Annotated in this window: 9 protein-coding genes; 7 read left to right on the forward strand and 2 right to left on the reverse strand. The window is 62.7% G+C overall.

All coding sequences use genetic code 11. The features are described 5' to 3' along the window. Positions 1–4: 4 nt before the first annotated feature. Positions 5–874, reverse strand: coding sequence for a fumarylacetoacetate hydrolase family protein (locus KIP88_RS09895; RefSeq protein WP_214487699.1), 870 nt, complete (start codon positions 872–874; stop codon positions 5–7). Between the two features lie 326 nt (positions 875–1200). On the opposite strand from KIP88_RS09895, the gene KIP88_RS09900 reads away from it, so the two are divergent. From KIP88_RS09900 to KIP88_RS09920, 5 genes are all read left to right on the forward strand, one after another. After that, positions 1201–2196, forward strand: coding sequence for a zinc-dependent alcohol dehydrogenase family protein (locus KIP88_RS09900; protein ID WP_214487700.1), 996 nt, complete (start codon positions 1201–1203; stop codon positions 2194–2196). A 54-nt stretch (positions 2197–2250) separates the two neighbouring features. Beyond that, positions 2251–3159, forward strand: coding sequence for a VOC family protein (locus KIP88_RS09905; RefSeq protein WP_249790652.1), 909 nt, complete (start codon positions 2251–2253; stop codon positions 3157–3159). A gap of 66 nt (positions 3160–3225) precedes the next feature. Next, a complete protein-coding gene (locus KIP88_RS09910) occupies positions 3226–4233 on the forward strand; it encodes a tripartite tricarboxylate transporter substrate binding protein (protein WP_249790653.1) in 1008 nt (335 codons plus the stop codon). A 236-nt stretch (positions 4234–4469) separates the two neighbouring features. Continuing rightward, on the forward strand, positions 4470–5408 hold the full coding sequence (locus KIP88_RS09915) for a DMT family transporter (protein WP_214487701.1): 939 nt from the start codon (positions 4470–4472) through the stop codon (positions 5406–5408). A 147-nt stretch (positions 5409–5555) separates the two neighbouring features. Next, positions 5556–6485 (forward strand): tripartite tricarboxylate transporter substrate binding protein, encoded by a 930-nt coding sequence (locus tag KIP88_RS09920; protein WP_214488011.1) that lies wholly within the window; start codon positions 5556–5558, stop codon positions 6483–6485. Between the two features lie 932 nt (positions 6486–7417). On the opposite strand, the gene KIP88_RS09925 is transcribed toward KIP88_RS09920, so the two are convergent. Next, positions 7418–9103 (reverse strand): methyl-accepting chemotaxis protein, encoded by a 1686-nt coding sequence (locus KIP88_RS09925; protein ID WP_308163443.1) that lies wholly within the window; start codon positions 9101–9103, stop codon positions 7418–7420. A gap of 265 nt (positions 9104–9368) precedes the next feature. Between KIP88_RS09925 and KIP88_RS09930 the strand changes: the two genes are divergently transcribed. Further along, complete coding sequence (locus KIP88_RS09930) at positions 9369–10412, forward strand: C-terminal binding protein (protein WP_214487702.1); 1044 nt, start codon at positions 9369–9371, stop codon at positions 10410–10412. A 75-nt stretch (positions 10413–10487) separates the two neighbouring features. Next, the gene (locus tag KIP88_RS09935) at positions 10488–11825 is read left to right on the forward strand and encodes an ABC transporter substrate-binding protein (protein WP_214487703.1); all 1338 of its coding nucleotides are present in this window, start codon (positions 10488–10490) and stop codon (positions 11823–11825) included. The last annotated feature ends 13 nt before the right edge of the window (positions 11826–11838 follow it).

Raw genomic sequence — 11838 nt, forward strand, 5'->3', positions numbered from 1 at the left:
GCCGTCACGATTGCGCGCACTCATCGACCACGGGATTACGCAGCACGCCGATCTTCTCCACTTCGACTTCGACGACATCGCCCGGCACGAGGAACATCGGCGGCTTGCGCGTAAAGCCGACGCCGGCCGGCGTGCCTGTGGCAATGACGTCGCCCGGCATCAGGTCGAAGATCTCGGAGGCGTAGTTGATCAGCCGCGGAATCGAGAAGATCAGGAACGAGGTGTCCGATTTCTGAACCGTGTTGCCGTTGATGCGGGTCTCGAGCTTGAGCTTCGTCGGATCGGGCAGTTCATCCGTCGTCACCATCCAGGGCCCGAACGGCCCGGTGCCGACGAAATTCTTGCCCGCCGCGATCTGCTGGGCATGCCGCTGATAGTCGCGCACGCTGACGTCATTGTAGATCGAATAGCCGGCGACATAGCCCATGGCATCGACCTCGGAAATATGGCGGCCGGGCTTGCCGATGATCACTGCAAGCTCGCCTTCCCAATCCAGATGGGTCGATACTTTGGGCCGGATCACCGGCGCGTCATGCCCGACCTGGGAGCGCCAGACCCGCAGGAAGATCGGCGGAAATCCCGTGAGTTCGCGCTTCATGCCGTGGGCGACCGCCTCCTGGTGATGGTCGAGATAGTTGCGCACGGCGCAAACGATCTTCTCGGGGCGGGGAATGACCGGAAGGTATTCGACGTCGGCCAGCTTCAGGTCCGGCTTGAAGCCTCCCACGATGCCATCGCGCTTGTCGAAATCGGAGCTTCCGATGAAGTCCTGCAGCGTGGCGTAAGGGAGTTTGCTGCCGAGATCGACCACGCCGTCACCGGCGATCGCTCCCCAGGTCTCCCGGCCATTGTTCAGAAATGAGAGCAGCCGCATGCGACAGACATCCTTCTCGTTGCGGTGTTAAATTTCGTCAAAAGATACTATTTTCGAAAATATAGCCGAACGCAACCGAAATCCGTCGCCTGGGTGCCCTCGTTACGCTTCTTTGTTGGGATGGACCGCCATCGACTGCCCATGCGGGCAATCAGCCGGAGCTGGCGCCGGCGGTGCATTTTGCCTTGCAAGCTGTGAGCGCCGTTGCGGTCATTGATTCCTTAGCAGCAAAAGGCACGCCATCCCAGATCAACAGAATCCCGTTGCAATCATTTTCGTAATGAGCAATATTTTCGAAAATGCTGAAATTGGGGGCATGCGTTCGCATGAAGGCTGTATTGGTGCATCGTCCGGGAGGCCCGGAGGCGCTCGACTATACCGAGGTGCCGATGCCGGCCCTGGGCGAGCGGGACGTCCTGATCCGCGCGCAGGCCTTCGGCGTCGGCCAGCCGGACAAGCTGATCCGCAGCGGCGTCTACAAATGGATGCCGCCACTGCCGGCCAATCCCGGCAACGACGTCGCCGGACAGATCGAAGCCATAGGCGCTGAGGTGACCGAGGTCTCGGTCGGCCAGAGGGTGCTGCTGAGCGCGCGCGACCTTTCCCAGCGCGGCGGCTGCTACGCCGAATATGTCGCCGCCCCTGCGGACGCCGTGCACGTGCTGCCCGAGAACGTCGCGTTCGAGGACGCGGTTTGCCTGCCGAACTACCAGGTCGCCTGGGCACTGTTGAACAATTGCGGCTCCAGCACGCCGCCCCACTCCGCCCTCGTCATCGGTGCGGCCGGCGGGGTCGGGACCTCGCTGGTGCAGCTTGCGAAAATCGCCGGGATGAAGGTGATCGGGACCGTCAGCACCCCGGAGAAGGCCGCCTTCGCGCGCAAGATGGGAGCGGATGAGATCATCTTCTATCGCGACGAGGACGTGGTCGCCCACACCCGCGCGCTGACGGGCGGACGCGGCGTCAGCCTCGTGCTCGATCATGTCTGCGGCCCGGAATTCTATTCCTATCTCGGCGCGCTCGACAAATGGGGCACCGTCATCTCCTACAATGCGTTTGCCGGCCTCCCGACGGAAAACCTGATGGGCGAGATGCGGAAGTATCTCGACATCTGCCCGGCGATCCGCTGCTTTTCCTTTCACATCTATGATCACGACCGCGAAGGCCGGCGCGACATCATGCGCAAGATGATCGGCTATCTCGCCGAGGACGCCATTCGTCCTTCGATCTTCAAACGCTTCAAGCTCTCGCAAGTGCGCGCCGCGCATGAACTGCTCGATTCGGGTGCGGCATTCGGCAAGATCGTGATGACGCCGGATTGAGCGAGGTACCCGCGCACGGCCCGGAAATTTTGCCTGAATTCAAGAGGTCCCGAGATGATCAAGGTCAAGCGGCTGCGACACGCCACCTTCACCAGCCCGAACATCGAGGCACAACTCGACTACTATCAATCCGTCATCGGGCTTGGCGTCATTGGGCGCAGCGACGGCCGGGTTCTGCTTGGCACCGAGTCCGACGAGCTGACGCTGGTGCTGGAACGCGGCGCGGCCCCTTACCCCACCTCCATCGCCTATGAAGTTGCCCCCGACCTCGATCCGGCCGATCTGCAGAGGTCGCTCGCAAGCCTCGACATCAAATCGGAAATCAGGAGCGACACGGCGCCTGGAATACCGAAGGCGCTAGTCTTCGACGACCCGGACGGGCACCGGATCGAATTGTTCTCGAAATGGGAGTTCTGCAAGGCGGTCGAACCCATCCGCGGCCTTGCCGTTGCCAAGCTCGGTCACGTCGCGCTCTGTTCGCCCGACCCGGAGCAGGCGGCCAAATTCTTCGGCGACGTTCTCGGCTTCCGTGTCTCCGACCGCATCGAGGAAAACTTCGTCTTCCTGCGTTGCGGCCCCGAACAACACGCGATGAATTTCGCGCGCGGCACGGACGGCCGGCTTCATCATCTCGCCTTCGAGCTGCGCGACGCCTCGCACATGCACCAGGCCTGCGACCTGCTCGGGCGCAACCAGTTCCAGATTCTCTGGGGACCGGTTCGGCACGGACCCGGCCACAACGTGGCGGTCTACCACCACGATCCCGATCGCCATCTGATCGAGCTCTATTACAGCATGGACCTGATGCTCGACGAAGAGCTCGGCTATTTCGAGCCTCGCCCCTGGCATCACGATCGACCGCAGCGGCCGAAGACCTGGGTGGGATTGCCGCGCGACGTCTGGGGCGTCGGCCCGGCCAAGGAAGCTACCGAATTTTCTCCAACGATGCGCGGCGTGAAGTAATCGCGCCGCGTCACCACCAGCCGACCGGCTCACGTCAAAAAACAAAACACCAGGGATGAAACAAAAATGGCTCGATCGTTGAACGTCCTGCGCGGACGATGGTATGCCCTGCGTTACATCGCAGTCGCGGCGGTAAGTATGGCGTGCCTCGCGCCCTCGATCGCCACTGCGCAAACCTATCCCACCCGGCCGATCCGGCTGCTGCACGGCTTTGCGGCGGGCGGCGCCGCCGATACCATGGCGCGCATCGTCTCCGACAGCCTTTCCAAGCGGCTGGGGCAGCCGGTGCTGGTGGAAGCCAAGCCGGGCGCGGGCGGCAACCTTGCCGCCGACGCCGTCGCGAAGTCGGCGCCGGACGGCCACACGATCGGTCTCGTCACCGGCGCGCACGCGATCTCGGGCGCGTTGTACAAGCAGCTCGCCTATAGCCCGGTCGACAGTTTCGATATGCTGTCCACGATGGTGTATTACGCGCTGGTGGTCGCGGTTCGCGCCGACCATCAGGCGAAGACGCTGGCGGACCTGATTGCGATGGCCAAGGCCAAGCCCGATGACCTGAGCTACGGCTCGGTCGGTTTCGGCAGCACGCATCACCTCGCCGGCGAGCTGTTGAACATCACCGCCGGCACGAAGATGGTGCACGTCCCCTATCGCGGCGATGCACTGACCGTCACCGCCCTGCTCGCCGGAGACGTTCCCGTGGTCGTCGGGACCACAGTGCTGCTCGCAAGCCAGATCGAAAGCGGCGCCATTCGCGGCCTCGCGGTCACCTCCCCCGCACGCACCAAGCTGCTGCCGAACGTACCTTCCGCGCAGGAAGCCGGCGTCAAGGGTTTCGACGTGCGGACCTGGGCGGGGCTATTGGTTCCGAAGGGCACGCCGCCCGACATCGTCAAGCGGCTCAATGCGGAGATCCAGTCGATGCTGGCCGACCCCGCGACGAAGACGGCGCTCGAAACCGCGACCGGCGGCGAAGTCCGCAGCAGCACGCCGGAGGAAATGCGCGCGCTGATAATTTCCGAAACCGACAAATGGTCGAAAGTGATCAACGACGCCGGCATTCCGCGTATTTGAGTGGGTTGCGGGATGTCGTAGCCCGGATGGAGCGCAGCGTAATCCGGGTCTCTCGCAAGTGGTCAGATGCCCCGGATTTCGCTGCGCTCCATCCGGGCTACGGGATATTGAAGGCCCTTCACGTTCAGCAAGTCCACAACCACCGACGGTACCTCGCGACATCAAGGACATTGTAGCATTGCATGCATGGGACTTGTCGCGCGGCGGAAAATCCGGCCCTATCCCGACTCGCGACCATGACCCAGCCCGCACCAGCGCCGCCTGCCCTCGATCCGGTCCGGTGGCTGACCAACCAGCCTTATCTGCTGCTGAGCCTGACCTCGCTGTTCTGGGCCGGCAACATCGTGCTGGCGCGCCATGTCGCCGGCCACGTGCCGCCGTTGACGCTGTCCTGCGTCCGCTGGATCGGCACCTTTCTGATCCTGCTGCCCTTTGCCTGGCCGCACCTGAAGCAGGACTGGCCGATGCTGCGCGCGCATCTGCCGATGATGCTGTTTCTTTCGTTCGTCGGGTTCGCCTACAACAATGCGATCTCCTACTGGGCTCTGCAGTATACCGAGGCGCTGAACGCGCTTCTGATCCAGTCGTCGGGACCGCTGTTTGTCGCGCTGTGGTCGCTGGCGCTGTTCGGCATCCGCCTCACGGGCGCGCAGCTCGCCGGCATCACCATTTCGCTCGCGGGCGTCTTGACCATCATCCTGCGCGGCGATTTTGGCGCGCTTGCCAGCATCAGCTTCAACCGCGGCGACCTGATGTTTGCCAGCTCGCTCGTATCGTTCGCATTATATTCAGCCCTGATCCCGCGCCGACCGGTGACGCACGCGCTGTCGCTGATTTCATTCACCACCTGCTGCGGCGCGCTGATGCTGGTGCCTTTCTCGATCTGGGAATATTCGACCGGCGCCACGCTGAAGTTCGACATGATCTCGATGGCGACGCTGGGCTATGCCGTGATCTTTCCCTCGACGCTGGCCTATCTGTTCTTCAACCGCGGGCTGGCGCTGATCGGACCCAATCGTGCTGCGCCGTTCTTCCATCTGGTGCCGGTGTTCGGCTCGGCGATGGCGATCCTGCTGCTCGGCGAGCAATTGCGGTTATTCCATCTGGTGGGCTATGCGCTGGTGCTGGCCGGCGTGGTGATCGCCTCAAGGCGGGCTTCGGCCAAGAAGGCTTGAGCCGGCCTGCGGCTTGACGTCTTACCGGCTTTCCCTTTCGATCCCGGCAGGCTAGCTTGCCGGCCAATCGACCATAAAAACAACCGAGGAAACAACTACATGTTCGCGTTATGGAAACGGTACCGGCACGTCGCCGCAGTGGCTCCCATGATGCTGGCGATGATCGCCACGGCTTCCGCGCAGGCGCCCTACCCGAACCGCAACATCACGCTGGTGCTGCCGTTCGCCGCCGGCAGCGGCACCGACACCACGACGCGCCTGATCGGGAAAGAACTCGGTGTCGCGCTCGGCGTCAGCATGGTGATCGACAACAAGGCGGGCGCCAATGGTTCGATTGCAGCGAGCTATGTCGCCCGCTCCGCACCCGACGGCTACACGCTGTTCGTGACGACCAACACGTCGCATTCGGCCAATCCGTATTTGCTTAAGAACATGACCTACGATCCGGTCAAGGATTTCACGCCGATCGCGCGGACCGGCGACCTGCCGTTCATGCTGGTGATCCATCCGGACGTCCCGGCCAATTCGGTGGCCGAACTGATCGCGCTCGCCAAGAAGGAGCCGGGCAAATACTCCTACGCCAGCGGCAGTTCTTCGGCGATCGTGTCGGGCGCGACGTTCGCCCGTCTCGCCGGAATCGATCTGCTTCACGTTCCCTACAAGAGTTCGCCGCCGGCCCTGACCGACGTGATCGCCGGCCGCGTCTCGATGATGTTCATCGACGTTCCGACCGGCCTGCCCCACGTCAACGCCAAGGCGCTGAAGGCGCTCGCCGTCACCACCAAACAACCCTCGGCGCTGTTGCCGCATCTGCCGACCATGGACGCCACGGTGAAGGGCTTCGACATCACCTCTTGGCAGGGCTATTTCGGCCCGGCCAACATGCCGAAGGATGTCGTCTCCAGGCTGAATGCGGAAATCCGCAAGGTCATCGAACGACCTGACATCAAGAGCCAGCTCGCCGAGCGCGGCATGGAGGCGTTCTCGGGCCCGCCCGAGGAATTCGACGCGTTTGTGAAGGAGCAGCTCAAGGTGTGGGAAAAGCTGATCACAGAAGCGGGGATTGAGAAACAGTAAAGGAAGCGTGCCCCGGCGCCGCCAACAAGGCCGTCATCGTCCGCGAAAGCGGACGATGACGTACGCTGCACTTGTTGGGGTTGATCGCTAACGGTGGGCCGCACCGCTAGCCGGAAGTCGTCTTCATTGATTTCGCGAGCCCGGAACCGATTGACGCCTTCTTCTTCTGGGCTCTCCGCTTTTTGGTTGCGGTCTCGAGTGACATCAGCGGCTGCAGTTTCGTGTAAAGGGCGCTCTTCAGCAAACTCTCGAGACGGTCCTGACACCCGCGTTCGCCAATACGATCTTTGTACTTCATCGCCTCATTCCCACTCCGTTGCACAACGCACTTCGCGACGATCATCCGCGCCGAGAGACAGGCCGCACGGTCCCGTTGGGGCTGGAGATAACATGGAGCCATGCGGATCATCGCACTACACACACAAATTAGAGGATCGGTGCGCAGGCAATCAGCCGGCGCGGCTTGCCAAAATTAGCGTCCGTTTCAAACCTGCAACGCAAGGCTGGATGCACGATTTGCGACAGCGTCACTGCCCGATCATCACGCCGACGCTGCTCTGCTTGAAGTTGGTCGATGTTCGCGACTCTTCTTTGGTCGCATTGTCAATCGGAGTGCAAAGTTACCGAAAAAAATAAAATCCCTCACGAAGTCAGATTGTTGGATTGTGATTTGATGTGGAAGAGATCTGTGTTGCCTGATTGCCCCAGTGAATAGCCGGGAGAAGGGCGAACATCCCTCGTATTCTCGTGCGGCTCATGTATCCGCAGGTGGTCGTAATCATCCCTCACGAATTTCCACGCGCCAACTTGCAGCGAGTTCAGCTTTGTAGGGTGGGCAAAGCGCAGCGTGCCCACCATTCTCGCTAGGACTCGTTGACGGATGGTGGGGACGCTTCGCTTTGCCCACCCTACCGATTCCTGCATTCTATCGCTTACGCCGCCCTTACCTTGCCGAGGAATTCATCCACCGCGCTGCGCAGCATGCCGGACTGGGTGTCGAGTTCGCGGGCGTTGGCCAGCACCTCGGAGGCCGCCTTGCCGGTTGCGGCCGCCGCCGTGGTGACACCGCCGATATGGCTGGAGATCTCGTTCGATCCGGCCGCCACCGACTGGATGTTGCGGGCGATCTCGCGGGTGGCACCGCCCTGCTGCTCGACGGCGGTCGAGATCGAAACCGTGATCTCGCTCATCTGCGAGATGGTTTCGGTGATGCCGCCGATCGAGGCCACGGCCTCGCTGGTGGACGCCTGCATGGCCGCGACCTGGGAGGAGATTTCCTCAGTCGCCTTCGCGGTCTGGTTGGCCAGCGCCTTCACTTCCGACGCCACGACCGCAAAGCCCCGGCCGGAATCGCCGGCGCGCGCCGCTTCAATGGTGGCGTTGAGCGCGAGCAGATTGGTTTGAGCGGCGATCGAGTGGATCAGCTTCACCACTTCGCCGATCTTCTCCGCGCCGGTCGAGAGCGCGCCGACGGTGGCGTTGGTGCGTTCGGCGTCACTGACCGCCTTGCTGGCGATCTCGCTGGAGCGCGCCACCTGACGGGAGATCTCGGTCACCGAGCTGGAGAGCTCTTCGGCGGCGGAAGCCACCGTGCCGACATTGTCGGACGAACGCTGCGATGCCGCGCCGACGGTCGCAGCCCGCGCGCTGGCGTCGCTGGCGGTGGTGGTCATGGACTGCGCGGTGGTCTGCATGCCGGCCGCCGCCGTCGACACCGAGCGAACGATGCCGGTCACGCTGCGTTCAAAGTCGCTGGCGATGCTTTCCATCGCCACCCGCCGCTCGGCCTCGGCGCGCGCCTGCACCTCGGCTTCCTTCTGTTCGAGCCCGCGGATGCGCACCGCGTTGTCCTGGAAGATCTGGACGGTTGCGGCCATCGCGCCGATCTCGTCGCCGCGGCCGATACCGGGAATGGCGCCGTCCAGCCGGCCCTCGGCCAGATCCTGCATGCGGGCGCCGAGCTGGCTGAGCGGCTTCGAGATACTGCGGCCGATCGTCCAGGCGATGCTGCCTGCAATCAGCGCGATGCCGAGAATGGCAAGCCCGAGCACCGCCGCGATCGGTTTCATCTTGGTGTCGAGATCGTCGAGATAGGCGCCGGTGCCGACGAACATGTTCCAGCCGGGGATCGGAACCGCGTAGGAGAACTTGCGGATCAGGTCGTCTTGTCCCGGCTTGCGGAATTCATAGCGCAGCATGATTTCGCCATTCGCCGCGACACCGTCGCGCAACTCACGCACCAGCTTCCTGCCGCCCGTGTCGATGTCCATGCGGTTCTGGCCGATCTGCGAGGGAACCGGCGCCAGCACCGCAACGCCATCCATCGTGTAAGCGAACACGTAGCCGTTGCCGTTGTCGAAGGTCAGCGTATTGCCGCGCTTGCTGAACTCGGCAATCGCCGCCTCCTTGGTCATCTGGCCCGCGGCAACCTGCTTCTGCAGGCCGAGCGCCATGTTGCGCGCCATGTCGACGATCGCCCTGGTCTGCTCGATCCGCGCATTCAGCATCTCACGCTTCATCAGATAGCCCGCGAGCAAGCCGGCGACACAGAGGCCGAGCAGGGTCACGCCCACCAGAATGCCGAGCTTGGGGGTGATCTTGAGATTGGTCAGCTTCACGGGGATCTCCGGAAATAGGCGCGTGGCACGCGATTGGCCGATTGATTTGGCGCACAATATCGTGAGACCCTTTAGCGCTTTGTTACGAAGACCAGCGGAAAGCCGCCGGAACACGCTGCTTCCAATCCGGGCAGCAACCGGCGATTGTAACTGGCAGCAGCCGATTCGCGTAAAAGAAGAAGTCGCGTAAAAGAAATCACGCAAAAGAAAGGGGCGGCGCCCGCCGCCTCAAACAAACACCGAAGAATAAAATCGGGAGCAGGAAATGCCGAAATACAGGGTGGTGACGCCGAAGGGCGCAAGCTTCACGGTCGCCGGCGGCGGCTATGATTACGAGAAGGAAGCGCTCGATCCGATCGGAGCCGAGATCATCGAGGCGCCGGCCAACGAGGCGGAATTCATCGCCGCTGCAAAGACCGCGGATGCGATCTACGCCAAGGGCATGCCGATCACCAAAGCGGTCATCGACGCCCTCGAAAACTGCAAGGTGATCACGCTCGGCAGCGTCGGCGTCGACTCGGTCGACGTCAAGGCCGCCACCGCCCGCGGCATTCCCGTCACCAACATCCCCGACACCTTCATCGAGGAGGTCGCCGACCACGCCATGATGCTCCTGCTGGCGGGTTTTCGGCGGCTGGTCGAGCAGGACAAGATGGTGCGCACCGGCCGCTGGTCGGAGGGCCGACCGGCGCTTTTGAAGATCCCGCGGCTGATGGGCCAGACACTCGGCTTCATCTCGTTCGGCCGGGTGGCGCGCGCGGTCGCCAAGCGCGCCGCGCCCTTTGGCCTGCGCATGATGGCCTACGATCCCTTCATCCAGGAAACGCTGATGTACGACCACGGCGTGATCCCCTCGACGCTGAACGAGGTGCTGTCGCAGTCGGATTTCGTCTCGATGCATGCGCCGGCGCGGCCCGAGGTGCATCACATGCTCACCGAGAAGCATTTCCGCCAGATGAAAAAATCCGCCGTCTTCATCAATACCGGCCGCGGCGCTACGGTGGACGAGGAATCGCTGATCAAGGCGCTGCAGGAGGGCTGGATCGCCCACGCCGCCCTCGACGTGCTGGAAAAAGAGCCGCCGTCCCACAACAACCCGATGCTTTCGATGGAAAACGTCACCCTGACCGCGCATGTGGCCTCGGCATCGGCACGTTTTGACGAAGCGCGCAAGCGTCGCGTGGGCTACGAATTGTCACTGGTCCTGCAGGGGATGTGGCCGGTAAGCTGCGTCAATCCGTCGGTGCTGCAAAACACCTCGCTTCGACGCTGGCAGCCCGTCAGCATGGATCGAGGGCCGAACAGCTAGCGACGGCCAAGAAGCGTTTTCGAACGACAGGTTCATCGGCGATTCAACCCCGGGAACCAGCACAGGGAGAGAAGCATGAACGACATCACCCGTCGCGATGCGTTGGCTTTGGGCGCATCCGCCGCGGCCCTGGCCGTGACCGGCGCATCGGCCCAGACTGCATCGCCGATCAAGGCCGCCGACGTCCCCGCGCCATCGCTACCGATCGAGAAGGGCGCGACGTTGCGGATGCTGCGCCCGGTCCGGTTCGTGAAGCCGGACGAAGACGTGTTCCGGGCCAATGCGGCGAAATTCACCGAAAAGACCGGCGTGGAGGTCAAGGTCGACTTCGTCGGCTGGGAGGATATCAACCAGCAGACCGCGGTGACCTCGAACTCGGGCGCCGGGCCCGACATCATCATCGGTTTCACGGACGCGCCGCACATCTACGCCGACAAGCTGATCGAGCTGACCGACGTCGCCGACTATCTCGGCAAGCGCTATGGCGGCTGGATGTGGCTCGCCGAGAAATACGGCAAGCGCCACAAGAGCAATGCATGGATCGGATTGCCGTTCGGCGCCACGGCAGGCCCGCTGATTTATCGTAAGTCAATCATCAAAGCCGCCGGCTTCGACAAGGTTCCGGAAGACCATGCCGGGCTTCTGGACCTGTGCCAGAAGCTGCAAAAGGCCGGCAAGCCCGCCGGCTTCGCGCTTGGCAACGCCGTCGGCGATGGCAACGGCTTTGCCAACTGGCTGTTGTGGTCGCACAACGCCGCCCTGCTCGACGAGGCCGGCAACGTCACCATCAACAGCAAGGAAACGGTGGCGGCACTCAAATATCTCAAGCAGCTTTACCCGACCTTCATCGCCGGCACGCCTTCCTGGAATGACGTCAGCAACAACCGCGCCTACTCGTCGCAGGAAATCTCGCTGACGGCGAACGGCGTATCGCTGTATTTCTCGCTGAAGAACGACCCAGCTACGGTGGCGATCGCGGAGGACAGCGAGCACCAGTTCCTGCCGATGGGGCTTGCAAAGAGCCCGCCGATGGGCGGCCTTTGCCTGAACGCCATGGTGTTCAAGCACAGCCCCTATCCCAATGCGGCGAAAGCGTTCCTGCAGTTCATGATGGAAAGAGAACAGTACGATCCCTGGCTCACCGCCAATAGCGGCTACTGGGCACATCCGCTTACTGCCTATGCCGACAGCGCAGTGTGGTCGAGCGATCCCAAGATCAAGATCTTCCGGGATACGATGGCCAACAAATACTACACCGGATACGCGGGGCCGATTTCAGCGGCGAGCGGCGCGGTCAACGCCGACTACGTGCTGGTGCAGATGTGCGCTTCGGTCGCGACCGACGCCGCAACCCCGGAAGCCGCCGCCGCCGAAGCGGACCGGCGCGCCAAGCGTTATTTCCGCCGTTCTTAGCAGGGCGACTGCC

The sequence above is a fragment of the Bradyrhizobium sp. SRL28 genome (assembly GCF_018596315.1).
Classification (GTDB): Bacteria; Pseudomonadota; Alphaproteobacteria; order Rhizobiales; family Xanthobacteraceae; genus Bradyrhizobium.

What these genes read in the sequence shown, in the direction of transcription:
- KIP88_RS09895 (WP_214487699.1), bottom strand. Translation starts at nt 874, where the DNA reads ATGCGGCTGCTCTCATTTCTGAACAATGGCCGGGAGACCTGGGGAGCG.
- KIP88_RS09900 (WP_214487700.1), top strand. Translation starts at nt 1,201, where the DNA reads ATGAAGGCTGTATTGGTGCATCGTCCGGGAGGCCCGGAGGCGCTCGAC.
- KIP88_RS09905 (WP_249790652.1), top strand. Translation starts at nt 2,251, where the DNA reads ATGATCAAGGTCAAGCGGCTGCGACACGCCACCTTCACCAGCCCGAAC.
- KIP88_RS09910 (WP_249790653.1), top strand. Translation starts at nt 3,226, where the DNA reads ATGGCTCGATCGTTGAACGTCCTGCGCGGACGATGGTATGCCCTGCGT.
- KIP88_RS09915 (WP_214487701.1), top strand. Translation starts at nt 4,470, where the DNA reads ATGACCCAGCCCGCACCAGCGCCGCCTGCCCTCGATCCGGTCCGGTGG.
- KIP88_RS09920 (WP_214488011.1), top strand. Translation starts at nt 5,556, where the DNA reads ATGATGCTGGCGATGATCGCCACGGCTTCCGCGCAGGCGCCCTACCCG.
- KIP88_RS09930 (WP_214487702.1), top strand. Translation starts at nt 9,369, where the DNA reads ATGCCGAAATACAGGGTGGTGACGCCGAAGGGCGCAAGCTTCACGGTC.
- KIP88_RS09935 (WP_214487703.1), top strand. Translation starts at nt 10,488, where the DNA reads ATGAACGACATCACCCGTCGCGATGCGTTGGCTTTGGGCGCATCCGCC.